The following is a 26,667-nucleotide window of genomic DNA, read 5'->3' on the forward strand; positions in this document are numbered from 1 at the left end:
TTTCCAATAAAATAAATAATAATGACTTTCTTGTAGTGGAACTGAATACAAGCTCAAAATGGTGCAGATCATTTATCTACAATGTTAGTTTCATCAGTCTTTCTTTAGCGCAACCTTTAATTGAAGCTTGCCCTAAATTCCAGGGGTGACAGATTGGTCTTTAATTTAAACAGCTTGCTAAATGATTGCGGATGTTCAAAACCCAACTGAAAGGCAATTTCACCAACCGTAAGATCGCTGATGGTCAAAATTTCTTTGGCTTTTTCGATCAGCTTGATGTGGATGTGCTGCTGTGTGTTGTGGCCGGTTAGTGCCCGCAATACATCGCCCAAATATTTTGGTGATATATTTAAACGCTCCGCCAGGAACTGAACGGTTGGCAAGCCATGCATCAATGCCGTTTTGTCATTGAAATAAGTATCCAGCATCTTATCCAGATTTTCAAGTAAGGCATTGTTAACAGGCTTTCTGGTAATGAATTGCCGTTTGTAAAACCGCTGGCTATAGTTCAATAGTAGCTCAATCTGTGATATCAGCACATCCTGACTAATATCATCTATAGCTATTTCCAGTTCGTCGCCTATATTTTTACCAATAGCACTAATGGTCGTTTTTTCCTTACCAGATAAGTGCAATGACTCATTTACCGAGTATTCAAAAAAGCCGTAAGTTTTAATCTTTGTATCCAGCGCATAATTCCGTAAAAAATCTGGATGGATCAGTAAGGTAAAACCCAAACTCGCATCAGCCGTCTCTACGCCAGTCAGCGGCTGACCCGGTGAAGTAAAAAACATACCGCCTTCCTGAAAATCATAAGTTGTTTGCCCGTATTTCATTCTACAACCAGCCGATTCATTATAGGTGATGTTGTATAAGTTCATCACAAAAGGAGCAGAAAGCATCTCCTTCGTGATTTCTACTTTGCTATAGTCAAGCATACTGATCAACGGATGCAAAGGTTGTGGTAAACCAAAAGCACGCTGCATTTCAGTAATAGATTGAAAGACCCGTAATTTATTTCTCTGTTCCATACCTAAATACTGCCGGTAAATATCATCAAAGATATCTACCGGCAATGTCATTTAAATTCCCTGATTGGTGTTGAGCATTTGCTTTATTCCTGCCATGAAAGCCTCATCGCCATTTTCCAGCCGCTGTGCATACAGGTTTTTGGCATCTTCACCACACACATAACGCAAGGTATCTTTACCGTCGGTAGCAGCACCATAAACAACTTCTGCGATCTGGTCTGCCGTTGTAACATTTTCACCATGTGCGATTAGTGCCATAAATTTAGCCATCAAACTTTCGTAAGCCGGGTGAGAAACGACGACCGACCGGTCTCCGATTTCGGTTGCTACCAACCCAGGCTCAATGGTTTTAATGCCGACACCAACTTCAGCTAATTCATAGGACAGGCTTTCGCTCCAACCTTCAAGAGCCCACTTGCTTGCATCATACATGGAACTTACCGGAAATCCCATTAAGCCGGCAGAAGATCCGGTAGTAATAAAAAGACCGGAACCTTTTTCACGGAAATATGGAATAAAGGCCTGAGTTACCCGAACCACACCAAAAAAATTCGTTTCCATCTGGCTAACGATCTGCTCATCCGTAATGGCTTCCAATACGCCTAGCAAAGCATAACCAGCATTATTAAAAACAACATCAATTGGAGACAGTGCCAGCGCTTTCTGTACCGTTTCTTTGATCTGTTCCAGGTTTGTCACGTCCAGTGGCAGCAAGGTTACCTTGTCCAAAAGATTAAGTTCTTTCTCATTTTCCGGCTTGCGCATAGTCGCAATTACATTCCAGCCTTTCTGCGCAAAAAATCTTGCAGTAGCCTTACCTATACCTGCCGAAGCTCCCGTAATAAATATTGTCTTTGTCATTCTTTTCTTATGATTAATTGAATGCAAATCTAATCCTGCAGCATACAGGCTTTGTGGCGAAACCGGAGCATCTTGTAGCCAAAATGATAAGTATGCATTTATTCCCTAACCTCTTCACCTTTAAAGTCCGAGATGGTCTTTCCGTCATAACGGTATACACCGTTCATAGTGCCAAACCAGATACTTCCGTCATAAGCTTCTAATATGCCGAAAATCATTATTTCATTTGACTTTATTTGGGTTACAACAGGCTTTTTATTGGACAAAGATTTTCCATCATACCTGGAAAGTGCCCAAGATGCAGTATTGGCACCATAACCAAAAAGCAGCCTGCTTAGATCGTTAAAACTCTCTGAACTGATCCAAATATTGTCCTTTTTGTCTTCGTAGATATGACCAACAAACTTCTGTGTGAAATTCGTAAATTTACTGCCGTCGTAGTTCCAAAGGCCATCATTGCCCCCCAGCCAGATATTGCCTTTTTTATCTTCTATTATCTTACGAACATTCTTAAAAGGTGTGTTCTCATGGCTGAAAACGGTAAATGTTTTTCCGTCATATACGAAGGTATTGCCCCTTGTGCCAAACCAAAACCTGCCTGTTTTGTCTTCAATAATAGAATTAACTTCATAAGGTGGTCTATTCGTAAAAGTTTTCCCGGTCCGATCTTCATTCATCGCATCTCCATTTATGATATAATTCCGAAATGATGTCCCATCGTAACGGCTTGCTCCTCCAAAAACGCCGAACCAGATGTTGCCTTTTTTATCTTCATAAATACTTCCAACATCATTATTGAGCAATCCATCCCTGGTTGTGAAATTTTGAAAGGATTTCCCATCGTAATAAAAAACACCTGAGCCAATAGAGCCGAACCATAAGTTGCCCTTTCTATCTTCTAAAATAGAAAAGAAACGTGCCGAACTTACTTTACTGGTGATATGAGTAAAAGATTTTCCATCGTACCGAAAAATACCATCAAATGCAGCAATCCAAATGTTGCTCTTTTTATCTTGAATGATATTTCGGGTAATCGTTTTAGGTCCCTGAGTGGTCGTTAACGCTTTGTTTTCGAACCCGGCATCTGCTTTTGGCAGCTCCGTTTTATTTTGTCCTCTGCAGGAGGTACAAAGAACGGACATCAGCAACAAACTATATATATGGGCGTATCTCATCATTTTTCTTTTTTACGATCTTAATTATTTCTTAGTAAACACCAGTTCCAGACTCACTGGGATATCATTGGCAATCAGCTCGTCTTGCAGGCGGCCAAAGAGGTTCCAGGATTTAGACTCCGATTGATGACTGATATTCCAATTTGAGCGGCTAATGTTCATGTTTGCCGTTGCTGTAATCGTACTGCCGTTCTGCTTCATGATCGTTGTAAATTCAATGGGTCTGGTTACGTCTTTAATCGTCAGTTCACCATAAACGTTATAGGTTATTCCATCAGGTTTCGGCAGCATCTTGTTAACTACCATGATGGCAACAGGGTATTTTGAAACCGCAAAAAAGCTTTCGCTTCTCAGCTTATCGTCAACCTCTTTCCTTTTGGCAACTGAAGTTTCGTCGGTACTCCTCATAATGTTCATATTAATACGGAAAGAACCGTGTGTTGGCCTGCCGTTAATAAAGTGGCTAATAGATCCCGAATTAAATAATATAAAACCCTTATGCCTGTTTTTAGGAGCTATCCAAAGCAGCTTGCTTTTTTTAACATCGAGCTGATAAACGACATCCGGAGGACCTTTTTTTTGTTGGGCCTGTACGGGAGAATAAACTACTGCCAGTATGATCAGCAGGCTGTAAAAAACGCTTTTATTATTTTTCATATCCTATCAAAATTGATTCAGTAAAATTACTTTGATATTTTTCCGTCAGAGGGATCAGAATTGTAAATAAAAATGTAAACTTTGTAAATAAAAACTTGACATCATGCCTGTTATCCAAAATCTCATCTTCGGAAAACGCAAGTACCTGTTCGGATTGATACCACTTGTGTTGATCTCTGTAATCTGCGTGGCTTTCAGTATGGATGGAAGTGACGATAACTTCGATATCGCCAGGCGGGAAGTTCTGCTCCGCAGGATCGGACATGAACTGCTCTTACAGTCGGGCGATAGTACATCAAGGGTACTCCCGGTAGAAAAGATAGCAGAAAATGAATACCAGATCAAGTTTGAGAATGAACTTACTTTTCAACCGGACTCCCTGGTAAATACGACCCGGCGTTTGTTGGCCAAAGATCCGCTTACACCTAATTATGTGGTTAATGTTCTTAACTGTGGCAACGCCGGCGTAGTTTATGGATACGCTATCTCAAAGAATAGAAAAGATGATATTGTAGCCTGTTCAGGAAGAAAGCAGCCTACAGCATGTTACATAATCAACGTTAAATTTAAACCATTGGGCTTAAATACAGTGAAGAATGGATATCTTTTGGGTAGCCTGCCCCTTTTAGCGGTTGTTGGTTTTCTTCTTTTCAGATCCGTTAAGCCGCGGAGAGGCGTACCTGAAGTTCAGCATGACAGCTTGTTCACTTTAGGCACCGTGTTGTTCGACGCGAAGAATCGAAAGCTCATCATAAATGGGGAGACAATAGACCTGACCGGAACAGAAACCCGTGTATTGCTCATTTTCGCATTGTCTCCCAACGAGACTATTGAGAGAAGCAGGCTTCAAAAAGAGATCTGGGAAGATGAAGGTGTTATTGTCGGCCGCAGCCTGGACATGTTCATATCAAAACTTAGAAAAAAACTGGAACTCGATCCAAACATCAACATTGTTGTTGTACGAAGCAAAGGATATAAGCTGGAAATCAGCGCTTAAGAAGATCTTCGCGCGCCCGAATGTTACTTTGTTACACCTAAGGCAATTTCCGTTTCGGGTGGTAGGTATGGTTTTTGATCATAAATAAAATGAGCACAATTAAGTTTCATTATGAATTAATAGATCAGGTTCGAATTTCAACAGTTCACAAGAAACCAAAAGGCCTTCAATTATTGATTTTGGAGGCCTTTTGGTTTTAGAAGGGAATGGCAGTTAAGCGTTCAGCCCGCCATCAACGGTAACCCACGATCCGGTGATCTGCTTGCCCTCGTCGCTTGCCAGGAATGATACCAGGCCCGCAACATCTTCCACACTGCCATAGTTGGGCAGTGCCATACGGCTACGCAAATATCCGGCCTGTTCGGTATTATCGGGATTCATATCTGTGTGTGTTGGGCCGGGCTGTACCAGCGTCACGGTAATCCCTTTTGGACCAAGATCGCGGGCCAGGCCACGGGTAAAACCTTGCAATGCCGATTTACTCATGGTGTACAAGGTAGTTTGCGGCCCTATGGCATTGTCAGCCATATTACTGCCTATGGTGATGATGCGGCCGCCCGCTTTCAAATGTTTTACCGCTTCTAACGCAGCTACATAAACCGCCTTTACATTTACATCCATTAACTGGTCGTATTCTTCAATGGTATGCTCCTGGAAATCTTTTCCGATATAGATACCTGCGTTATTTACCAAAATATCAAGGCCGCCAAATTCGGCGACAGTTTTGTTTACCGCATGGATGATATCGGCAGATTTTGAACTGTCTGCCCTAATAGCGATCGCGCGACCATCAGCTGCATTAATTTCGTTGACTATGGCTTCGGCCGTCTCTGCCGAATTGGTATAGGTAAAGGCTACGAGCGCACCATCAGAAGCTAAACGACGAACGGTTGCTGCACCTATTCCACGACTACCACCGGTTACTAATGCTATTTTATTTGCTAATTTTTTCATAACGATTTTCTTTTGTTTTTCTAATATGACACAAAGCTAGACCCATTATTCTACATTTGCAGACGGGCAGCAAATAGTTAGGTACTAACAAATTAGTAAGTAATGAGAAAAGAGAACTCAACCAACGCTTTGAACGAAAAAAGCATTATGAACGAATGTAACATGGCAATAACCTTAGGGGTAATTGGCGGCAGATGGAAGCCTGCCATTTTGTGCAGGCTGGCAGCCGGCATTATGCGTTACGGCGAATTAAGAAAATCTATTGAAGGTATTTCTGAACGAATGCTGGCGGCGCAGTTGCGTGAACTGGAACAGGACGGCATCGTACGTCGGGTCGTATATGCAGAAGTTCCACCGCGTGTGGAGTACATGCTTACAGAACTTGGCCATACGATGATGCCTATGCTGAAAGTGATGTCTGATTGGGGTGGTATTCACCGCAATTTGCACGAACCGAAAGCCACTGCTAAACAACTCGAAGATTAACATATCACACAGGAAAACCATAACCGGCCAGTAGTGGTATTTCTATCTTAACGATATACTCCATCCAATTATCCTGTTAAACGAAATTACATATCAACTTTCATCACACAAATAAGGACTTTTAAGCACATAAAAATCCCCAGCTACATCTTGAGATCGTCAGCCAAACGGCTTAAAATAGCCCAATACAATAAAGAATCATATATATTTGCACCGGAAAACCTTGACTAATGCACAAAACTGCCAATACGCTGAACTAAATCGACCGCGATTCTATGGCGATCGGGCATACAGAAGCCTTACCCAAGCACTACAATAGCTTGCAAATAAACAGCACTGAAATACCATCCGAATTCGTGTCTGGTTCGGCAATAGCCGAACCAGACACGAATGAGACACGAGGTAGACACGAAGGAGACAGCAACCAGAGACGAACCCGAGTCGAACCCGACCCGAAGCCAGGCTAACCCATATTACCCTTTTTAACTTTTATTTGACTTTGCCCTATAGGGAAATTTTACTTTAACAGCCATACCATAAACACAACTACCACTGATCCGACAATTGAGCGGGCATCCAGAATGCCTGGCCGGGCACTACAATAGTTTGCAAATAAACAGAAATCACTTATTGCTCTGAATCGTATCTAAAAGGGCAAAAGCAGAACAAGACCCGAAGCAGACCCGAACAAGACCGCAAGCGGACTGCAACAAAAGCCGAAGCCGAGCAGAAGCGGAGTCGAACAACAGTCGAACACTTATTAGGTGTTTTTAACCTGAACTGACATTCAATACCAATTAAGAAATCCAGAATCCGAACATCATCCTGATGAAATTTGAAGCTGGACAAAGGGAATACAAAACCGTATGCCGCCTGTGGATTACTTTAGCCAATATACGAATTTTTCAGACTTTATTGAAACCCCCACTCATGATTCGTATTTGAGCGTTTCGACAGGATTCTTATTAGCGGCTACGAAAGAATGCCAGGCTACAGTTAGAAAAGCGATAAGCAATATTCCCATGCCTGAAATGATGAATATGGCAGGTTGTATTGTAATATGGTAATCAAACTTATTTAGCCAGCGGCTCATTATAAAATATGACGGAATAACTGCAATCACCATTGCGATCAATACCGTTTTTAAAAAATCCAGTGAAAGTAAGGCGATCATGTTAACTAAGTTTGCTCCCAGTACCTTGCGGATCCCGATTTCTTTTGTTCGAAGTTCTGCGCTGAAAGCTGAAAGGGCGAACAATCCCAGACAAGAAAGAAATACAGAAAACCCTCCAAATAAATTTGCGATTGAGGCCATCGTTTGTTCATCTTTATATTTACCTTGAACAAGTTTATCTACAAATGTAATATCTACCGGGAAGTCAGGATTTATCTCTTCAGTGATCGAGGTAATCTTTTCAAGGTTCGCATTTAAGTCATTTGTGCTGGTTAATCTCATGGTAATAAAGTCGCTATTTTCCGCATTAAATGAAACAATCATTGGCTTGATCTGTAAAGCGGGATACCCCCATACTATATCTTCGAACACACCTATCACCTGTTTTAACTCACCATTCAATCTGACTTTTTTGCCGATAGGATTCAGTAGCTGCATTCTCTTCACTGCGGTCTTGTTTAGAAGGAGACCATTTTGATCAGAGGATTTGTCTTTAGAAAAATCATGACCTATGCTCATTTTTATTCCTGTGGTTTTCACAAAATCATATGTCGTGTAAATCTGATCAAAAGCAATGCTTTTGTCGCTTTCGTCCATATCATCCCATTCGGGCTTAACAGTTTTGTTATTTTCGACTGCAACACTTCCAGAAGATTGGCATAGGGATTTTACTGCTCCAGATGCTAAAAGACGGTCTTTCAGAAGATCGAATTTAGCATAAAGATTTCCCTCATGAGGCATTTGTATTAAATAAGAAACCTCATAACCCAAACGTTTATTCTTTAGAAAATCTAATTGCTGATAGATGATGATGGTTGCAACAATCACAACAAATGAAAAACAAAATTGTATGATAACTAATGTTTTACGGATGGATAATGCGAAAGTTCCATGTGGTGCGCGTCCCTTTAAGCTCTTTACAGCATCCATTGACGCCAGTACAAAGGCAGGGTAACCTCCGGCAAATAATGTAGTTACTCCAATAAGAACAAGAAATAAAGTCCAGTTTGAGAAGTCTAAATAATCAATTGTTAATCTCATATCTAACATAGAATTAAACCAGGGCAAGCTCAATTCTACGGTCAGTAAGCCAAAAAAGAAACTTAAAACCGTCAATATCAGGAACTCTGACAAAAATTGAATCTTTAAATCCGTTTGGCTTGCACCCAATGTTTTTTTGATCCCTATTTCCTTTGCACGTTTTTGTGACCGGGCAGTGGACAGGTTAATGAAATTGATACATGCAATACATAATATCCCCAAAGCAAGTGATATGAAGATTTGAAGCTGGCTTATTCTACCTCCTGATGGCTTCCCATTCAAAAATTCTCCATGTAAGTAAAGTTTTGTAAGTGGATAAATAAATATAGAATAGTTAAATTGGGTTACGCCTCCGTGATTAGCCACGAAACTGCCAAGCTTTTTGTTAATAGCGTCTAAGTTTGCGTGACTTCTAAGCGTAAGCAAAGTGTAGAAAAACTTATTTTCCCAATTGGGTGGTTGGACCCAGTCATTTAAGGTTTCATATTCCTTCCAGGATATCAGACAGCCGAAATCATAGGTTACGTTTTTCGGTAAATCTTTAATTACACCTGATACTTTCAGATTAACCTGATTTTCATACTTTACATCTTGATTAATGACATCGATGGTTCCAAACAATCTTCTAGCTGTACTTTCCGTCAAAACTATATTACCAGGCCGTAATGCAATTTGAGCATTTCCTCTGAGAAATTCATATTTCAGGACTTCAAAGATATTAGCATCAGCAGCTCTTCCGTTTATCTTGTAGCTGTTATTTTTTGCTTTAACCAATCTAGGGACCACTTTTGTAATGCGGGCGGCAGCCTGTATCTCAGGTACCTCCTGTAGAAGCGCCGAGGAAAGTACATTTGGCGTTTCTTTAATTGTACTTACAATACTATTGTCCTTTGCTATTGTATTGAGCATAACTTGATAGACATTAGTAGAGTTTCTGAAATGCCTATCATGATTTTCCTCAGAACTTATATACAAATACAGCAATACCGTTGCTGCTAAACCAATGCCCATTCCAGCAATGTTTATGAAGGAAGATATTCTATGTCGTAATATGTTTCTAAACGCAATTTTAAACTGGTATCTAAACATAGATTTTATATATTAAGATTCTGTTAAAAGCTAAAAGTGTACCAATGATACGGAGTTACTTTAAATGTTCTTCAAATTGATATAGTGCTGCAACCTGAATTACTTATGTTCGCTATTGGACAATGATCGTCCGAAAGTGAACAGTAGCAGCTAATCATGTTCATTAGGAAACTGTTCATAATACGCCTCTATCTGCCGCCCTATCTCATCACAAACCTCTGTATTGATATAAAATTCTTCACTAAGCCAGGCTTTAGGCTCGTCAGGTTTATCATCCTCACCATAAGGCGTAACATTGCATATATTTTTCCCGTCAAAAAAGATATTAAATGACCCATTTACCCTTGGCTCTGCCAGCAGCATCCTGCCAAATACCAAAATTTCAAAACTTCCCATAATTTAATTTTCATAATAATAAATAGTTAGTCACCATACTTTGGATGATAATAATCCTCATTAACCGGTATAGCTAACCTTATCCCCCACGAAGCAGCCTGTTTAAATGCTGGGTCGTAATGCCCAGGAAAGAAGCCATCATTTCATTGGTAACATAACCTTTAACAGGCGGCATCGCAGCCTGAAGTGCATCTAACCGATCCGAAGCATTAGGATAATGGTCAAGAAAATATTTACTGCTATGTACCTTATTACTTTCCAGTAAATAGTCCACAAAAACTTTCGCATACGGAAAGGATTGCAGCAACAGATCAACCTGCGCATAGGTTAAAGAAACCAAAACTGTACCCGGCGTAACAACCTCAATATAGTAGCTGGACTTTGTTTGCAACAAGAAACTTGTCGCATCAGCCATTAAAGATGTTTTAAGCCAGATAAAATCCGTTTTTTCCTTTTCGTTTACATCGTCATAAATGTAAGCACGGGCGCAGCCGTTTTCAACAAAGTATATGCGTTCAGGCGTATGCCCGCGCGCAGAAAGTAAAATCTTATGCCCATACGGGATTCTTTCAATTTGTGACTCTAAGAAGTCCACGAGCCTCTGCCGCTCACTTTCATTTTTAAGTTCTTCCGGAAGGATCTTACACCCGAAAAGAAAATCATACAGAATTTGGTTTACCATTTCATGCCAGTTTGATGCGTTGATAGCACGAAGCACTTGCTAGTAATTACAGTTGGAGTTGGAGCATCTTTCTTTAAGTGTATATATCACAATAGGGATTATGTATAATACGGTTAGTCAGTTCAAATGTGTAATCACAAAAACAATGAGTGTACTTATACTATTTAGGGTTGATTAAAACAAACGTAATAAATAAATCTTGCTTTACACTAAACTTTTTAAATAAAAAAAGCAGGATAGCAGCACCAGAATCGCACTATTTCTATTCTTTTTATAAAATATCCCAAAAATCACAAACAACATACAACTAAATAACCTAATGGTTATATACGGAAATTATAGGAGGAAAATACGCGTTTATTGTTTGACGTTCCAATATAACTATTAAACAGTGTATTCAGGCCGAAGAAATTGTGTTCCACTGGCTAACTAATCAAGAGCACCTAGGATTTATAAAAAGCGTTTAATTAAGATTGCCTGATATAGACCTCTCCATCAATATAAACCCGTCCAGTTTAAATTTCCAAACATAGAGCAATTGTTCTGAAAATAAGAACAATTGCTCCGCAATTAGCAACAATTGTTCTACACCTTTCAGGAATATCACCCATATCTTAGTCTTAACAAAACAAAGAGAAATATAACCAGACTTCAATAGATATTAAAATTGTTAAGATGAATAGAACAATCTTACAGTCCTCACTTTTAGCAATAGTTGCTGTAGCAGGAGCATTTACAAATAAAACAACTAATACAAATAATCAAATTCGTTATGAACAATATACAACCCCCCTTTTACAATGTTCGCAAATAACTTGCTCTAATATTGAATCGGAAATGTATTGCGGACATAGTTCGTCGAGTACTCTTTACTTACTTTCCACAGGAATATTATGTTTATTACCAATATATGATGATTTTGTTTACAAACCATAATAACACCGGAGATTATAATCACATACAAATGAAAATAATATGATAAAATCGCAAAATGCTAAAACATTAACTCTAGTTCGTATAAAGGAAATTTCAGTAAATATAATTTGTAGTCTGGGCATACTTTTATTTTTGTATGCTGCTGTTAATAAACTAGTTGACTACGAGAAATTTCAAGTCCAGCTTGGTCTCTCACCAATATTGTTCCCCTTTTCCGACATTATAGCATGGTTTATACCTATTGTGGAATTAATAATTGCTCTCTTATTATTAATTCCTAGAGTGACCTTAATAGGGCTATATGCGTTCTATACTTTAATGGTGGTTTTTACAATATATATATTTATAATACTAAACTACAGTGAAAATATACCATGTAGTTGCGGAGGGATTTTGGAAGAAATGGGATGGAAGACGCACTTAATATTTAATATAGTTTTTGTAATAATGGCTCTAGCCGGAATTATTATGAAAACTACAATCATTGGAAAAAAAGCTATAAAATAAGCTTTCAAAATATTCTCAGGCCACAAGAATTAGGGAACGCCGAAAACCTATGAAAGAGTAAGCACTAAAAATCAAATTAAATAACATGAAAAGATTAATTTTTTCCGCAATTCTAGCAACAGTTGCTATAGGCGGAGCATTTGCTACCAAAACTACCAAAGTAACAAATGCGACCCGTTACCAACAATTAACTTCACCTCAAGCATGTCAGCAATTGACTTGTAGTAATGTTGAGAAAGAAACATTCTGTGCAGTTTCTGAGTCAACAATTCTTTATTTAACTCCAGGTACTCCTAGTACAATTTGTACTACACCTGTTTCGGATGCATTTATTTATTCGAGAGATCTTTAAGAAATGAAGGGAGGAGAAGGACTAATTCCTTTTGCTCCCTTCTTATAACAATAACAATTACGAGGACACTTCATACAATATTGAAATTAAATGAGAAAAACCATATTCCTAATTTTAGCGTGTACACTTTTAAGTTTTGGTGTTAATTATTATCTATGGAAAGCTGAACAATTTAGAAGAAATATTAATAACGGGTTTCTTCGAATATATAGAATTCCTATCGCTACGCAAGCAAATAAGATAGATTTAAAATATACTTCATTCTATATTGCTGGAATTACTAATGACACTGTTTTTTTTGGAAATTCTGAAGCTCCTACATATCTATTAAAAAGTAACCTAGAATTAAAAGATACGGTTAGTCAAAATATTAAAATTATCACTAGAGAAAAGATTGCTTGGCAATCGATGAAGGTAAGAGTTGAATATCCAAATTATTATATAACCGAGGGGGTAACCCCCATAAATTATTATGGGAAATTCCCAAATTTAGAACCCAAAAGGATAGAAATAGGAAACAGGAGATTTGACAAACCAATTGTAATATCACCAACATCTGTAGTTTTTCGTACGCCAGATACAAAATTAAAGCAGAATATTCTTATGAAAGTCAAGTTTAATAATGACAGTACCGGGATTAAAAAGAATATCCTTATGGCACAAGGGGACGGCTACTTTAGTACTGATGGCGCTTTAATATTTGACGAAAAAACTCAGAAAATTGTCTATTTGTACTATTATAGAAATACATTTTCCGTACTTGATACGAATTTAAATCTAATATTAGATGGTCATACAGTAGACACAATAAGTAAGGTTAAACTATCTCTACATTATATCAGTAGCCTGAAAACTACAAAATTTGATAGCCCTCCCTTGGGAGTGAACTCCCAAGGAAGTATTTATAACAATCAACTCTTTGTACTATCAAAATTAAGAGCGGATAATGAAAACAAGCAAATGTTTAGTGAGAATTTTGTAATTGATGTCTACGCATTAAGTAATGGTTCGTATAATTACAGTATATATTTACCAAAGCTTGGACATAAAAAAATATCGAACTTCAAGGTTTATAATAACTTTATTTACGCTATATATGATACAGTTATTTATAAATTTATATATGTTTCAACGCAGCTGAAATAAGAATATCTATATCCGACGAAGACATTAAGTTATTTAATCTAGAGTAAATCCTTCCTTTTTTATCAATCATCAACAAAAAAGGTAACGCCATCACACCATACTTTTTTAATAATGGATGATAACTTTGTAGTCCATCTGTATATAAGTTAATATTCTCACCTGAAGTATAAAGTCCGGCTTTTACACTTTTAAGCCATTCGACCTTTGTTTTATCAATTGAAACACTAATAACCGAAAAATCTGAATTCTTCCTGAACTTGGGATAAACTTCCTTTTCCATACGTTGAGAAAACTCCCTGCAAGGGATACATCCTGTATACCATATATCTAAAATTACAACCTTACCTTTGAAATCTGATAGCTTAACTGTATCACCATTTGTATTAGGAAGTGAAAAGTTATAGGCATCTTGACCCTTTAATACTGTGGACAATCGCTGGAGAAATTCATTTTTTATTATCAAATTTCTTGAATTATCATATGCTTCCTTTAAACATAATTCATAATCCATAGAAGATTCTTTCCTACCGAATCTTTTATATTTAGGATTTATTAACAATTGTAGATACAATCTTTCTCTTAGATCACCTGAAAAGTTAGATTTAATTAAGTTAAAAACATCAGAAATTGAAAATTCGATATTCCCTCTACTGTATACAATATAATCTTGAAGATTCATAAACATGTTCTCGAGGCTTTTATAACTCAAACTATATATACTGTCATCAAAACTAGGTTTAAGGCTAAAGTCTGACAAAAACGATTGTGCAATAATTTTTCTCTCATGAGTCGATGAAGTAGAATTATATGCTATTGAAATTAAGCCCCTTTTAGGTATGGGATATTTCGCTAACGCATCGGCTCTTAATACATTTAACTCGTGTTCACTAATTTTATTTTTGAAATCATCAATAGGGAATGTGAGGGCTTTGCTCCATATCCTATTTAATGAATCAATTAATAGAGGCTCTTTCATAATCCGAGAGGAGTATATTTTTATATACTGATCAAGTAAAGTTGCGTATATCAATTCAACTTCACGACGGCACGTATATTTATCTTTACCAAATCCATCAAAAACTAAATTCACATTATCACCATGTCTACTGACTGACATATCAATATTATCATCATACCTTACTAAGTATTCCTCTGCAATAACATGGTCATCGTGAAAATAAAAGACCATTTGAGAGATCTTACCTAGTTCCTTAGAAGATTTCAAGTTTATGGTGAAATTTCCAGTATTAGTAGGATATACGGTATAGACACTTGTATTTTTGTCAATAACCCCAAATAGATACTCATGCTTATAAATCACACGAATGCTGTCTATTGGGTCAGAGTCTTTGGTTATATGCCCTGAAATACGAACTGTAGAATCAATCTGATTATACTTAACGTTACTGGCCTTTGTTATGTATGTATTCAATAAAAAGGATAAGATTAAAATACATTTACAACCGTACTTACCGAAAGTGACATTAAGCACTTCTATGAAACTAATAACCATTATTCTGCGTAATATTAGGGTTAGAATTAATTTCGCTTAAGGGAATAGGATACAGAGAATCATCTGAAGTCCAATTTGGGCTTTTAGTTTGACTTAAAGTTTGATCTGTCAATTCTAATCTTTTTATATCAAACCAACGATGGCCCCATTCTGTAAAGAATTCAAGTCTCCGTTGCTCAACAATATCACTGATAGTGATTTCTCTGTTTAACTGGTCTAAGCCGGCACGTTTGCGAATTAACTCTAAATCAACTTTTGCGTCAACATTGTTTCCTACCTTTAGTCTTGATTCAGATCTGATCAGATACAGTTCGGCTAACCTTAAAACCATTGAATATTCCGTTAAAGTCTCACTATTTCCGCCTTTAACATTGTATTTCTTCGGAAAATAGAATTTATCAGAACCTTCCATTAAACTGTCAATCCAAAAGAACTTTCTTCTATCATCTTTTGAGAAACTTTTGATTAAATTTGGACTTAATGAACTTGATTGTGTCAAAACCGGTGAGACTGTCAACTTCATATAAAATCCTTCCCAGGTATTGTAAGCTGGATTTACAGGTTTTAGCTGCCATATCGCTTCTGAACTATTCTTCAAAAAGACTTCTTGCAAATTATTAGTTAAAGAGAATAATGAATTGGATATTACCTCACTAGATTTTTGTTCAGCTTTAACATAGTCCTTAGTATATAAATATACCCTAGCCAATAAGGCTTTCGCAGCCCACTTATTTGGCCTGGTTCGTTCATTCGACGAATATGAATAATCGTTAGAAAGTAAAATTTCTGCATCTAACAAATCCGAAATAATTAAATCATAGACTTGGTTTATCGGGGATCGAGAAACCTTTGAATTAATCTTATAGTCCGTAGTACTATGAAGTGGAACCGGACCATACATGTTAACCAAATTAAAATATATAAATGCTCTAATAAATTTTGCTTCTCCTGTCAATTGCTTTTTCAATGCTTCTGATACCGTAGAATATTTCTCAAGACTTTCGAGAATTAGGTTTGCGCTATAAACATATTGATAAGGTTCTGCCCATAAATAGTAAGAAATTTTACTATTATTAGAATTCAAGGAATTTAAGAAAAACTCGTCATTCAATGCATGGCTGATAAGATCATCTGAAGACAATGAGGTAAGGGAGGTTAGGCTGCTAGGTCCACCACTGGCAAATCCCTCACCATTCCCTGTTATCATCTGGCTATATATTCCAACTACAGCTGAAGTTGCAGACTTATCGGAGGAAAAAACATTGTTAGTGAGCTGTTGATTTTTAGGAAGATCAATTTCAATAAATTTTTTACACGCACTAGTTAATAGTGTTATAACTATTGCAACGCAAAATATTAATGAAAATCGTTGATTCTGTTTTATACTTCTGTAGTTCATGAAATTAGATTAAAGTGAGAAATTTATACCAAAAGCATACACTCTTAATGGTGGAACACTTTTATTGTTTTGATTTTCTGGGTCTAAACCGATGTAGTTGGTGATGGTAAAAGCATTTTGTGCTTGAAAATATACTTTGGTTTTTTTTAGTCCAATTTTAGTTGACATGGATGTCGGTATGTAATACGATAACATTATATTCTTAACCCTTATAAATGAAGCATCAGTAAAATAATGATCGCCATCAGTTATAAATGCAGTATAAGCAGGTCTTCCTGCCTGTGTCGTGAATTTCTGAATACTAGTAAGATCACCAGGCTTTTGCCACCTGTTTAGCACATCCTTAGCTTGATTAACCGTAGTACCTGGAACACCAAAACTTATTCTATAGCTATAACCTAATTGTTTAACAAATTGAGCAAAGACATCCAATTGAAGACCCCTGTATTTTAATGTATTATTTAAACCGCCATAAAATTTAGGATTTAAATCAATTCGTGACTGCAAATCTCCAGGATACGACCTGCCAGTACCATCTCCATCTAGATCCTCAAATATTAATAAACCAGTGGTTGGATCTACTCCTAAAGAATGGAATTTTTTCACCGTCGATAATGATTTTCCAACGGTATATAGATTACCGTATCCTGAAGATTCAATATCTGGGAAATCTAAAAGTGTGTTTTTAGGAAAAGTAATATTAAAAGAAGTTTCCCATTTAAAATTTCTTTTATTAATGTTTAGTGTATTTAGCTCCATTTCAAAACCTTTATTTTGAACTAAAGCTGGGAGATTACTCTGTACACTGAAAGCTCCAGTACTTGAAGGTAACGAGTAACCAACGAGCTGATTTGTTGAACGGTTACTGTAATAGCCAATTGTAGTGGTAATTCTATTATTTATTAACCCAAGGTCAAGACCTATTTCTAATTTACGATTAACTTCCCAGGCGTAATCATCATTAGCTATTCTATTAATTACTAGCCCAGAAACCCCACCGTAGGGGAACGTCGTTGGATTCCATAATTCTAAGTATTGATAATCCCCAATCTGATCATTGCCTGATGAACCATAGCTAGCACGCAACTTGCCAAAAGTTAAAAACGAAAAGTTTTCACTTATAAAATTTTCTTGTGAAAAAACATAAGCCATCCCGAGTGATGAAAAGTTTGCAAACTGCTTGCCAGGTCCAAAACGGCTAGAGCCATCTCTACGCATAGTGAAATTTAAAATGTATTTCTGTAACAAATTATAATTCAACCTGCCAAATAATGCACTATATAAATATTGCGAGTGGGTGTTACTTAAAATACTCAATGAAGCTGCGGCCTGAATATTCTCTAACATTATATCATTTGTATAGCCCCCTGCGTCTATAACTTGGTCAGCCCTTATACTTTCCTGTAACGTACCTCCGATCAATGCGCTCAAATTTCCTTCACCAACCTTCCTACTGAAATTTATTTGGGGTTCAGTAATCCAAGTATTTATTTTAGAAGTACCAAAACTTGAAGAGGGCAAAGTAGTAGATGTTGGACTTATCGTAGTCGATGGTATAGTTCTTATTTCCGATCGAAGTACATCATTATAGCCTCCAGAGATTTTAAACTCAAGCCCATTTATAAGTTTATATGATATTAGTATATTACTAGATAGGTTTTTTGTAGTAGCATTGTATTTTCGATACAAATCTAAATAAGGATTTCCACCTATTGATAATATATTAAGGCTTCCATCTTGATTAAACAAATTTGGCCTATTAGGTGCAAGTGTTAAAGACAAGTTAGTTACATCACTACTGCTCAATTTATCATCTATATATGAATATTGGGAAGAAAAATTAATATTTAATTTCTTGTCTATAGATTGATGATTTAAATTAATTGATGCATTCCCTTTTTTCTCTCCAAAATCTCCTGGAAATACAGTTCCTTCACTAAAATAACCTCCGTTTAGTAAAAAGGTGGTTGCTGAAGTGCCACCCGAAAGCGACGCTTGAAGATTATTGGTATTTACCGTACCACCAATAAACTCCTTTTGCCAATCTATGTTTCTGTTTTTATCCCATATTAATTGATCAGGAGCATTCGCGACCGTTGGCACTCGATTATCGTTTGCAAAAGCCTCCTTTCTCATTGTTAAAAATTCCTCGGTATTTAGCAAACTCATAAAATGAGCTACGGAACCTATTCCCCTATAATAATTAACGTCCAAATTAGTACTTCCTGAAATTCCCTTTTTTGTTGTAATTAGAACTACTCCATTGGCACCCCGAGATCCATATATAGCGGTTGCATCAGCATCTTTCAAAACCTCTATACTTTCAATATCATTCGGATTTATGCTGTTCAAGGGACTTGCGCCTCTTGAAACTAAATCCCCTAAAGATGTAGCAAGTGATGTAGAATTGAAAGGCACGCCATTGAGAATGTACAGCGGGTCATTCCCAGAAGCTATACTGTTCCTACCTCTAATTTGGACACTGAATGCTCCGCCGGGCAAACCGGATTGCTGTGTAATTACTACTCCGGCCATTCTGCCAATTAAACTTGCCAAGGGGTTACTAATTGGCTGCTTACTAATAGTCTCACTTGATACCCTTGAAATACTTCCAGTTTTTTCTTTTTCTGAAACTCGATAATATCCAGCATTAATGCTTACTTCTTCGAGCTTCGAACTGCTCTCAATTAGTATTAATTTCCCAAGATTTTTAGATACGGAAAATTCCCTCCAATCGTATCCAATAAAAGAAATTACAATTTTCGATCTCTCATCTACATTGGAAAGAAAGAAATCACCATCATTATTTGTTTTCATAGAGATTGTAGTGCCTTTAATCGATACTGTTGCGCCTATTAAAGGTTCACCTTTTTCATTAACAACGCGTCCTGTAATGTCTATCTTATCAAAATAAGCTTGGATAGCTTCAATGGATGATTCTACGAATGATTTTTTATAGATATTGATGTCTTTCCCATCAATATCATAGGAAAATGGCTGCCCTGTAAAGAGATTATCCAGTGCATTTTGAATAGAGACATTTTTCAAGTCAACAGTAACCGGCTTCGCCGCTTTCAGTTGAGCTTTAGTGAAAATAAAAAAGTAACCTGTCTGATTACTTATTTCATCCAGGACCGTCTCTATCTTTATATTTTTTCCTTTAAGCGTAATTTGTCCATACGTATTCGCACTTACTTGCATAAACGCAGCGATCAATATGATAACGGTTAGCTTCATAATCCGCAGGAAATTATTGGCATAGGGTTGCGCCTTATACCATTTTATGGTGTAAAAATTATACATTTGTTTTTGGTTTAGTTGATATGCGACTACTTGCCGATAAAGCAAAGCAATTCACACGGTTTGATCGATTGTTGCGAATTTATTGTTGCGGTCTAACTGAACTTCAGCTGGTTCCGGTCTCAAACGGAGCCAGCTTCTTTTTTTCCAGGTAACCATGTATAACTATCTTTTTTATTCGATAACGGTTACCCTCCTTCCTTCAACTTTAAAATGTACACTACCTGTTTTACCCAAGAGTTTCAGCACCCTTGATAATTTTGCCGAACGTCTGATACGTCCACCGATCTCAATAAGATCGGGATTACACTCATAAACTACATCCACATCATACCACCTGGAAATAACAGTCATTACGTCACGCAGCGAACCTTCACTGAGCACCATATAACCGTTCTTCCATGCGACAGCATTTTGAACATTAACATTAGAGACGGTGATTAACCCGTCTCCGTTTAGGGATTGTTGTCCTGGTGACAGAATTTGAGCACCAGTTTTTGCAGCGACTCCTGCAATCGGAGAGACTGGAACAACTCTTACGGAGCCTTCCAATAGTGTTGTTTTGGTAAGCGGCTCATCACTGTACGCGCTTACATTGAAATGGGTTCCAAGAACTTGGATTTCCTGGGTTTTGGTTTTGACTATAAAAGGATGCTTTGCATCCTTTGTAACTTCAAAGTAGGCCTCGCCGCTTAATATTTCAACTTTTCGCACATTGGAGTAGGCGAAAGTTGTTGGGAGTTTTAGAAGTGTGGCGGCGTTAAGCTCTACTTGAGTGCCATCCGGCAAATCAATGTGAAATTGTCCCCCTCTTGGGGTTTCAATCGTATTGTATTCGATGTTCCCGGATTTACTTCCGGTGTTTGTAATCTTATAATTGATTCCATTAGCGCTTTTTGTGATCTCTATACCATCTTCTCTGGCAAGGATTCCATTTTTAGCATTTGAAAGATTTATTTTTTTGCCGTTTGCGAGGGTCAGCGTAGCATGATTGCCGCCAGGGTTAACATCATTCTGAAAGACTGTTATTGCTTCATTTTTTCTTCCCGGCGTGTATTCGAAAAAATAGGCCGCAATTCCAATGGTAATCAGGGCTGAAGCCGCAATGGCAAGCTTAGCCCACAAACGCGTGGGCGACTTTCTCAGCGCTTTATCTTTAACATGCTCCACTATTTCGCGCGCGCCGAGGGACAACTCCTCTTCAGAAAGTCCCACGAGCGGCTCTTTGTCGTAAATAAAATAACCCTCAACCATAGCGTGCTCTTCCGGGTTAAGTTGACCGGACTGAAGTTTTTGAAGCAGGCTGTTTGGATTAAGGTCTTTCATTATAGTGGCTTTATAATAACACTACAACCGAGCCCTGCCTGTGGGGACATTTTTTGTTAAAATAATGTTAAGTTATTGTACCCGAGATGAATCATCAAAGAGTAAATGCCTGATATTTAAAGAAATAATATCAGCGAATGACCCAGCCTTTTTCTAAGAATTTCCAGCGCGCGGGTCATGCGCTTTTTCACCGTCTCCTGTGGAAGGTCTAATTTGAGTGCAATTTCTTTTCTGGAGAGGTTTTCGTTCCTGCTCAGTTCAATCACTACGCGCATTGATTCGGGAAGCGTGGCAATTTCCTTGGCGATCAGATCAGAAAGTTCGTTATGCCTGACCAGGTGATCGGCATTATCAACAGCAGTTTGCAAGTAATCCCGGAACCCATCTATATGACGCTGCTGCATTTTGCAATGTTTGAAATGGTTCCACAAACGGTTCTTGATGATCGTAAAAATAAATGGACGGAACTCTCCCGGCACATTAATTCTCTCCCGTTTTTCCCATAGATCACAGAAAAGTGACTGGACCATATCCTTTGCAAGATCTTTATCATCAAGTTTACCATAAGAATATTTATACAGGATTAGACTATACCGTTCCATGAGTTCGACAAAGGCACCAGACTCCCCTGACCTCAGGAAGTCTACCAGTTCTAAATCAGAAAGGCTATTATAGTCACTCATGAATAAATTTATTTATCCCACTATATATATCGAAATATATAACATGATGGTTTTCTGACACAGGTATTTAGTGATAGTCTAAATAGATTATTGCCAAAACGTTTTAGTTGCCAAATATAGATAATCCAAAAGTTAACAACTACATTCCTAGTTTAATTTTTTTCTATAAAATTGTAACAATGGAAATACGTTAGGTGGATTATCAGGGTTAAATAAATAGGTCGAAGATATTAAACATTTAAGAATTTATACATCATCTGAGATATGGCATATGAAGTAATTTAATAATTGTGGCAGATCGAACACAATAGTTGTTGAAAAAAAAGTTGACTTTCCTCATAATTTAAAAATGAAGGAAAAGGACAGCATATTTTTAACAAAACTAGGAAGTCAAATTTTACAAATAAGGCTATCAAAATCTCTTAGCCAGGAAGATGTTTCTTTTCGCTGTGACGTGGATCGGGCGAAGATCAGCAAGTTGGAGACCGGAAGTGCCAACTGCAATATCACCACCTTAGCAGAACTAGCTAAAGGTCTTGATGTAACCCTTAAAGAACTCCTTGATTTCTCATGAGTAATACGATCGAAGTACATTCCGACTATGCGTCGCTTAGCAATTTTTTTCAGTTCGAACCTGTATATCGCGTACCTATATATCAGCGTAGTTATTCCTGGGAACAGCCGGAGATCGAGGATTTCCTGCGTGACCTGGAAAAATGTTACAAGCAGCGGAAAATGACAACCGGAAACGAGCATCATTTTTTTGGTCAGATCGTTTGTATCTCAGATACGTTGCTAGGCACTACTGATAAAAAAATGTTACAGATCGTCGATGGTCAACAACGGATCACCACGTTTATCATGCTGGCTGCTGCGATCGTTGGCAATTGCGACGCGTTGTTGAAAACGATCGAAGGTGATATGCACCTTAATAATGAAGCTGGCATCTTACGAAAAAGAATAGAAGACTTAACAAAAAGATTTATTTGGTTCCCTTTTGAAATAAATGGTGTAATCGATGAGGTGAATGTATTGGAGTTGTCAAAACATGATAAACCTTATTTTACAAAATTATTGAAAGACCAAAAAAAAAGTGTGGCAACTCTTCATTCCCACGAGCGGTTGAAATATGGCTACGATCGAATTTTTGAGATGACCGATAAATTAACACGGAATGGCCAGCTGATCGATCATATAGGCAATTTAAAAACGATGGAAAAAGTCCTTCTGGATGATTTTTTCATACTCAAAATGGTTACTTCAGATACAAAAGCAGCGTTTAAGCTATTTCAGGTGCTTAATAACCGTGGCAAAAACCTAACCGAGGGAGATCTACTCAGAGCTGAAACGCTGCGCGTACTGGAGAATTTCCCGGATCTACAGGAGATCGCAGAACGATCTTGGGACGAAATCCTAATCGATCATCCAACAAAGACCGGGCATTACCTTCGGGCAATCTACAGTTCTTACACAGGTAAGACAGTTGACACAAACACTTTTTTTGTTGAATTACAAAAAGAATTTCTACCTGAGCATATACTAACTGTAGTGGAGCGTAGCAACGCTCAGAGTGTGGTCGATCGCATGGAACTGATGAAGAGTGACATTCTGTTATTGCGCAAGCTCCATGAAGGGGAATGGTGTTATCCTAATAAAAAACCAGTTGAGTTTTGGGACCGGAACCGACTTTACTTGTTGATTAAGGGCCTTAACCATGCCGAATGTCTGCCGTTTTTATTGTCGGCCCAATTACTGGACCATAAAGAATTCAATCTGATCGTCCAAGTACTGGAGCTCTTTGTTTTCCGTTTTCTGACGGTAGGCAAAATGTATATAGGTGACCTTTTATCGATCTACAATGAAGAAGCAGCTTATCTAAGGCTTAACACTGCCACTTATAAAGCCAGCCGGCTGATTGCTAAATTACAGCCACTTCAGGCCATGGTCTCCGATGAAACGTTCCGTCATCATTTGGATGATCTGGTCTACTACCGTAGCGGAAAAAGTAATAAACCCGTTAAGTATTTCCTGTTAACTGTCGAATACTTTTATCCTTGGTATAACGCTGGAGCGACCGGAATTCCTACCAACAGTAAAGAGAAAACACACGATTTCAATGATATCTCGATAGAGCATATATACCCCCATGCTGCGAACGCCTCAGTTTTTGACACTGCAATGGAATCTTATAAAAATCAGATTGGTAATCTAACACTGCTCGGCAATGAAGATAATAAGGCTGGTGATAACGATGACTTTGCCACAAAACTCCCGATCTATCTCAGTTCTTCGTTAAGTATCAACAAAAACTGGCTGGCTACTTATGCTGTATGGACTTATGCAGAACAAGTGGACCGTACAAACCGACTCAAAGATATGGCCTGTAAGATATTCATAATTTAGGCTTTGGGCAATCCGTGTAGTATCTTGAGCGTAAAAGTTTCCAAGTCTGAATAGGCTGCCGGATTGTTCTTAAGTTCCTGATCAATGATAGATAAGCCGGCATTGGCATATTCTTCTATAAATTGCTTGATTCGCTCCTTTTCTTGCAAGATCTCGAATGTCGCAGCTTTGGCTACAGCTAGTACCAGTAAGTTTTTTCGATGCTGGCTGCCAATATTTCCCCAGCGGAAAGGTTTATTCAGCTTTGTCAACGATTTAGGATTGCCTCTTTTGAAACCTAAAACAGCAGCATAAACGAATAACTCCCACATGTGTTCGAAGGGGAAGTTTTTTTTCTCTCGTTTCTCACCGCCCTGGCTGGGGGTTAAACGGTTATTGAACAAACGTTCATAATAATCCTGTTCAATATTCATTAACGAACCATCGTCTATAGGCTGATCTTCCATAATATTTATTTTAAAGTGGATACGGTGGTGAACTGTTCCAGCACCTTCCCAGCACTCCGGTCTATACTTAATTCATACGCATGCTTGATCTGCGGGTTGTATTGGATCAGTTGACGAACTTCATCATTCCGCAAGCTATCTTCGTGGCCCGTCCGGGCATCATCCTTCAAGATGATGATCGATTGCCGGAAGATGCTGATCATCGTCTTGATCGCCCCAATCTTATTATTACCGCCTAAAGCAGAGATCGGCGCATCGGCAACGAACGGAAAATAACTACCCCAGATCTTATTAGAGACCGATAAAACGGCCGCAACGAAAGCGATCTGCAGTGAAACCTTATTAGCCTGATTGATATTGGAGACGCGAGTACCTGTCTCGTCAATAACATAAACCTCACGTGCAAGGTAATCTACCTTAACCTTGCCAGACAGGGCTTCGCTTCCCTGCGTCATACTTGCAAAATAATTATTGGCTTCGGCTTCAATATCATAAATAAGCTTCGATAAAAAATTGTCATGCAACCGGTCAACGTGTCCCTTTATCTGTAAAGCCAGTTTCATACGTTTCTTTTCCAGCTCATTCGCCGACTGATCAATCAGGCCTTCGTAATCGTCTTGCAATTCTTTAAAAGCATCATTCAGAATTTCTAGATTACCGATGTACTGGGCAATTCTACTTTTAGACTTTTCCAAGTCGCTACGCAACTGGTCACGGGCTTGTTTGACCTTTACAAGGTTTACTTTTTCAATATCTTCGCGGGTGATATTTTCATTACGCTCGGCGGCAATATTTTCGATTACTATATCCAGTTCATCTTCTTTTTGGACCATTAGTCCCTTTGCCCGGTTGATCTCTTCTTGAATGGTGGTCAGCTCCGTCCGAAAAGTATTGCCTGAACTACCGACATTGCGGATCATCGTTGTCATGCTGTCAGCCGTGTCGCTCAGCGTGTTAATAATCGCCACCTCTGCATCAAGTGCTTTTTCATTGAGGTGTTCCAGGATAGCCGCATAGGCTGCCGAGCCCTTGGGCGCATGTGTGCCGCATACCTTACAAAGTTCCTCTTCAATCATTTCTTGTATAAAGTCTTGACGGATTGGTTCTGGAATTTTTTTATCATCCTTTGCGTCTCTATACATAGAAAGATAATATTTGAACTCTTCCTCAGATCCGGCGTAGATCCATTCAGAGATCAACGTACTGTGGTTATGTTCATATAACTGCTTTTTTCGCATGATAGCTTGATCACGTTGCTGTTCGTATTTTTTTAAATCATCTAGAATCGTTGCGCAAGCTTCATATTTAGAAAGCTCACGCAATTTCTCATCCAGCAGTGCCTCGATCTGGTCACGCTCTTTCACCTCGTTATCCTGTTTCGCCTGTACTTCATTAATCTGGTCCTGTTGGGCATCGATCGCTTTAGACAAACGTTCTTTTTCTTTCTGAACAGATTCCTCTCCATCTACCTTATCTTCAAAGGCAACTTTCGCCCTTTCATAGACGTCACGGGCATATATCTTCGCTTTCGCAAAAAATTTAATACCTGATAGTTCACTAATCGCTCGGGTAAAATCCGAGCGCTGGTTTAATTGCATCAGCTTGCTGATATTTTCACCTTGAAATAGAAAATACCTTGACAGGTTTTTAGGAAAATATTTCTTTAATTCCTCCTTCGCATTTTCGCCGCCAAGGGCTTGCCGATTATGGGTTCCAGCTTCGGTTCTTGTCACTTGTAGATTGGTGAGGGGACTCGTGTCCCAACTATCTTCAGCAAGTTTTCTAATCCTGTGTGTGCGAGTCACCAAATAGACATTACCATCCTCGTCTTCAAATTCCAGCTCTACTAGGATCTCCAAATGATTGTTGATCTTGCACTTCTGCATAGCTAGGCGGTTGCCTAGTTCCGAACCCCATTCCTTTGTAGTTTCCCATTTTTCTGCTTCGGTTTTAAATGCTTCATCATACAACACCCAGTTGTAAGCATCAAATAATTTAGATTTCCCGGAATTATTCTGCCCGATAATTATCGTAGCACCCCGATCAAAGCGAAATTCCGCTTTACCGTAGTAAGACAGAAAATTATTTATTTCAATAGACTTAATGATCACGC

General features: G+C 38.2%; 22 protein-coding genes. 7 read left to right on the forward strand and 15 right to left on the reverse strand.

Annotated elements, in window-relative coordinates; translation table 11 throughout:
- Positions 1-116: 116 nt before the first annotated feature.
- The 4 genes from ATK78_RS14475 to ATK78_RS14490 form a co-directional block, all read right to left on the reverse strand.
- On the reverse strand, positions 117-1,082 hold the full coding sequence (locus ATK78_RS14475) for a helix-turn-helix domain-containing protein (protein WP_317126214.1): 966 nt from the start codon (positions 1,080-1,082) through the stop codon (positions 117-119).
- Entirely contained in the window at positions 1,083-1,892 is an 810-nt protein-coding gene (locus ATK78_RS14480; RefSeq protein WP_133576826.1) for an SDR family oxidoreductase, read from the reverse strand. It lies immediately after the preceding gene.
- Between the two features lie 98 nt (positions 1,893-1,990).
- Positions 1,991-3,070: a ligand-binding sensor domain-containing protein gene (locus tag ATK78_RS14485; protein ID WP_208112378.1), complete on the reverse strand. Its 1,080-nt coding sequence runs from the start codon at positions 3,068-3,070 to the stop codon at positions 1,991-1,993.
- A gap of 21 nt (positions 3,071-3,091) precedes the next feature.
- The gene (locus tag ATK78_RS14490; RefSeq protein WP_133576827.1) at positions 3,092-3,724 is read right to left on the reverse strand and encodes a YceI family protein; all 633 of its coding nucleotides are present in this window, start codon (positions 3,722-3,724) and stop codon (positions 3,092-3,094) included.
- A 103-nt stretch (positions 3,725-3,827) separates the two neighbouring features.
- Between ATK78_RS14490 and ATK78_RS14495 the strand changes: the two genes are divergently transcribed.
- On the forward strand, positions 3,828-4,721 hold the full coding sequence (locus tag ATK78_RS14495; RefSeq protein ID WP_133576828.1) for a winged helix-turn-helix domain-containing protein: 894 nt from the start codon (positions 3,828-3,830) through the stop codon (positions 4,719-4,721).
- A gap of 213 nt (positions 4,722-4,934) precedes the next feature.
- Here the strand turns inward: ATK78_RS14495 and ATK78_RS14500 are convergent, their stop codons facing one another.
- Positions 4,935-5,675 (reverse strand): SDR family NAD(P)-dependent oxidoreductase, encoded by a 741-nt coding sequence (locus ATK78_RS14500; protein ID WP_133576829.1) that lies wholly within the window; start codon positions 5,673-5,675, stop codon positions 4,935-4,937.
- A gap of 147 nt (positions 5,676-5,822) precedes the next feature.
- On the opposite strand from ATK78_RS14500, the gene ATK78_RS14505 reads away from it, so the two are divergent.
- The gene (locus ATK78_RS14505; RefSeq protein ID WP_243732538.1) at positions 5,823-6,161 is read left to right on the forward strand and encodes a winged helix-turn-helix transcriptional regulator; all 339 of its coding nucleotides are present in this window, start codon (positions 5,823-5,825) and stop codon (positions 6,159-6,161) included.
- 928 nt (positions 6,162-7,089) lie between these two features.
- On the opposite strand, the gene ATK78_RS14510 is transcribed toward ATK78_RS14505, so the two are convergent.
- From ATK78_RS14510 to ATK78_RS14520, 3 genes are all read right to left on the reverse strand, one after another.
- Positions 7,090-9,465 (reverse strand): ABC transporter permease, encoded by a 2,376-nt coding sequence (locus tag ATK78_RS14510; RefSeq protein ID WP_133576831.1) that lies wholly within the window; start codon positions 9,463-9,465, stop codon positions 7,090-7,092.
- 150 nt (positions 9,466-9,615) lie between these two features.
- Positions 9,616-9,861, reverse strand: a complete 246-nt coding sequence (locus tag ATK78_RS14515; RefSeq protein ID WP_133576832.1) for a hypothetical protein — start codon at positions 9,859-9,861, stop codon at positions 9,616-9,618.
- Positions 9,862-9,940: 79 nt separating this feature from the next.
- Positions 9,941-10,543, reverse strand: coding sequence for a Crp/Fnr family transcriptional regulator (locus tag ATK78_RS14520; protein ID WP_133576833.1), 603 nt, complete (start codon positions 10,541-10,543; stop codon positions 9,941-9,943).
- A gap of 975 nt (positions 10,544-11,518) precedes the next feature.
- On the opposite strand from ATK78_RS14520, the gene ATK78_RS14525 reads away from it, so the two are divergent.
- The 3 genes from ATK78_RS14525 (at position 11,519) to ATK78_RS14535 (ending at position 13,484) form a co-directional block, all read left to right on the forward strand.
- The gene (locus ATK78_RS14525; protein ID WP_133576834.1) at positions 11,519-11,986 is read left to right on the forward strand and encodes a MauE/DoxX family redox-associated membrane protein; all 468 of its coding nucleotides are present in this window, start codon (positions 11,519-11,521) and stop codon (positions 11,984-11,986) included.
- A gap of 85 nt (positions 11,987-12,071) precedes the next feature.
- Entirely contained in the window at positions 12,072-12,338 is a 267-nt protein-coding gene (locus tag ATK78_RS14530; RefSeq protein WP_133576835.1) for a DUF6520 family protein, read from the forward strand.
- Positions 12,339-12,428: 90 nt separating this feature from the next.
- Positions 12,429-13,484 (forward strand): hypothetical protein, encoded by a 1,056-nt coding sequence (locus tag ATK78_RS14535; RefSeq protein WP_133576836.1) that lies wholly within the window; start codon positions 12,429-12,431, stop codon positions 13,482-13,484.
- On the opposite strand, the gene ATK78_RS14540 is transcribed toward ATK78_RS14535, so the two are convergent.
- The 5 genes from ATK78_RS14540 to ATK78_RS14560 all read right to left on the reverse strand — a co-directional run bounded on the left by ATK78_RS14540 (position 13,456) and on the right by ATK78_RS14560 (position 21,705).
- Complete coding sequence (locus ATK78_RS14540) at positions 13,456-14,916, reverse strand: TlpA family protein disulfide reductase (protein ID WP_166664892.1); 1,461 nt, start codon at positions 14,914-14,916, stop codon at positions 13,456-13,458. The two genes, ATK78_RS14535 and ATK78_RS14540, sit on opposite strands and share 29 nt — an antisense overlap.
- A 70-nt stretch (positions 14,917-14,986) precedes the next feature.
- Positions 14,987-16,396: a RagB/SusD family nutrient uptake outer membrane protein gene (locus tag ATK78_RS14545; protein WP_133576838.1), complete on the reverse strand. Its 1,410-nt coding sequence runs from the start codon at positions 16,394-16,396 to the stop codon at positions 14,987-14,989.
- A gap of 9 nt (positions 16,397-16,405) precedes the next feature.
- Positions 16,406-19,699: a SusC/RagA family TonB-linked outer membrane protein gene (locus ATK78_RS14550; protein WP_133576839.1), complete on the reverse strand. Its 3,294-nt coding sequence runs from the start codon at positions 19,697-19,699 to the stop codon at positions 16,406-16,408.
- Positions 19,700-19,870: 171 nt separating this feature from the next.
- A complete protein-coding gene (locus ATK78_RS14555) occupies positions 19,871-21,022 on the reverse strand; it encodes a FecR family protein (protein ID WP_133576840.1) in 1,152 nt (383 codons plus the stop codon).
- A 116-nt stretch (positions 21,023-21,138) separates the two neighbouring features.
- Positions 21,139-21,705, reverse strand: coding sequence for an RNA polymerase sigma factor (locus tag ATK78_RS14560; protein ID WP_133576841.1), 567 nt, complete (start codon positions 21,703-21,705; stop codon positions 21,139-21,141).
- A gap of 349 nt (positions 21,706-22,054) precedes the next feature.
- Here ATK78_RS14560 and ATK78_RS14565 point away from each other — a divergent pair, with 349 nt between their 5' ends.
- Positions 22,055-22,279: a helix-turn-helix domain-containing protein gene (locus ATK78_RS14565; RefSeq protein WP_133576842.1), complete on the forward strand. Its 225-nt coding sequence runs from the start codon at positions 22,055-22,057 to the stop codon at positions 22,277-22,279.
- Positions 22,276-24,108, forward strand: a complete 1,833-nt coding sequence (locus tag ATK78_RS14570) for a DUF262 domain-containing protein (RefSeq protein WP_133576843.1) — start codon at positions 22,276-22,278, stop codon at positions 24,106-24,108. The genes ATK78_RS14565 and ATK78_RS14570 overlap by 4 nt, the downstream gene beginning before the upstream one ends.
- Here the strand turns inward: ATK78_RS14570 and ATK78_RS14575 are convergent.
- Complete coding sequence (locus ATK78_RS14575) at positions 24,105-24,554, reverse strand: hypothetical protein (RefSeq protein WP_133576844.1); 450 nt, start codon at positions 24,552-24,554, stop codon at positions 24,105-24,107. The two genes, ATK78_RS14570 and ATK78_RS14575, sit on opposite strands and share 4 nt — an antisense overlap.
- Positions 24,555-24,559: 5 nt before the next feature.
- Positions 24,560-26,665: an AAA family ATPase gene (locus ATK78_RS14580; RefSeq protein WP_166664893.1), complete on the reverse strand. Its 2,106-nt coding sequence runs from the start codon at positions 26,663-26,665 to the stop codon at positions 24,560-24,562.
- Positions 26,666-26,667: the final 2 nt, after the last annotated feature.

Source organism: Pedobacter metabolipauper (assembly GCF_004362715.1).
In the GTDB taxonomy this organism is placed as follows: domain Bacteria; phylum Bacteroidota; class Bacteroidia; order Sphingobacteriales; family Sphingobacteriaceae; genus Pedobacter; species Pedobacter metabolipauper.

Bases quoted from the DNA above. Each gene is read 5' to 3' on its own strand.
- ATK78_RS14475 (WP_317126214.1), bottom strand. From the start codon at position 1,082: ATGACATTGCCGGTAGATATCTTTGATGATATTTACCGGCAGTATTTA.
- ATK78_RS14480 (WP_133576826.1), bottom strand. From the start codon at position 1,892: ATGACAAAGACAATATTTATTACGGGAGCTTCGGCAGGTATAGGTAAG.
- ATK78_RS14485 (WP_208112378.1), bottom strand. From the start codon at position 3,070: ATGATGAGATACGCCCATATATATAGTTTGTTGCTGATGTCCGTTCTT.
- ATK78_RS14490 (WP_133576827.1), bottom strand. From the start codon at position 3,724: ATGAAAAATAATAAAAGCGTTTTTTACAGCCTGCTGATCATACTGGCA.
- ATK78_RS14495 (WP_133576828.1), top strand. From the start codon at position 3,828: ATGCCTGTTATCCAAAATCTCATCTTCGGAAAACGCAAGTACCTGTTC.
- ATK78_RS14500 (WP_133576829.1), bottom strand. From the start codon at position 5,675: ATGAAAAAATTAGCAAATAAAATAGCATTAGTAACCGGTGGTAGTCGT.
- ATK78_RS14505 (WP_243732538.1), top strand. From the start codon at position 5,823: ATGAACGAATGTAACATGGCAATAACCTTAGGGGTAATTGGCGGCAGA.
- ATK78_RS14510 (WP_133576831.1), bottom strand. From the start codon at position 9,465: ATGTTTAGATACCAGTTTAAAATTGCGTTTAGAAACATATTACGACAT.
- ATK78_RS14515 (WP_133576832.1), bottom strand. From the start codon at position 9,861: ATGGGAAGTTTTGAAATTTTGGTATTTGGCAGGATGCTGCTGGCAGAG.
- ATK78_RS14520 (WP_133576833.1), bottom strand. From the start codon at position 10,543: ATGGTAAACCAAATTCTGTATGATTTTCTTTTCGGGTGTAAGATCCTT.
- ATK78_RS14525 (WP_133576834.1), top strand. From the start codon at position 11,519: ATGATAAAATCGCAAAATGCTAAAACATTAACTCTAGTTCGTATAAAG.
- ATK78_RS14530 (WP_133576835.1), top strand. From the start codon at position 12,072: ATGAAAAGATTAATTTTTTCCGCAATTCTAGCAACAGTTGCTATAGGC.
- ATK78_RS14535 (WP_133576836.1), top strand. From the start codon at position 12,429: ATGAGAAAAACCATATTCCTAATTTTAGCGTGTACACTTTTAAGTTTT.
- ATK78_RS14545 (WP_133576838.1), bottom strand. From the start codon at position 16,396: ATGAACTACAGAAGTATAAAACAGAATCAACGATTTTCATTAATATTT.
- ATK78_RS14550 (WP_133576839.1), bottom strand. From the start codon at position 19,699: ATGTATAATTTTTACACCATAAAATGGTATAAGGCGCAACCCTATGCC.
- ATK78_RS14555 (WP_133576840.1), bottom strand. From the start codon at position 21,022: ATGAAAGACCTTAATCCAAACAGCCTGCTTCAAAAACTTCAGTCCGGT.
- ATK78_RS14560 (WP_133576841.1), bottom strand. From the start codon at position 21,705: ATGAGTGACTATAATAGCCTTTCTGATTTAGAACTGGTAGACTTCCTG.
- ATK78_RS14565 (WP_133576842.1), top strand. From the start codon at position 22,055: ATGAAGGAAAAGGACAGCATATTTTTAACAAAACTAGGAAGTCAAATT.
- ATK78_RS14570 (WP_133576843.1), top strand. From the start codon at position 22,276: ATGAGTAATACGATCGAAGTACATTCCGACTATGCGTCGCTTAGCAAT.
- ATK78_RS14575 (WP_133576844.1), bottom strand. From the start codon at position 24,554: ATGGAAGATCAGCCTATAGACGATGGTTCGTTAATGAATATTGAACAG.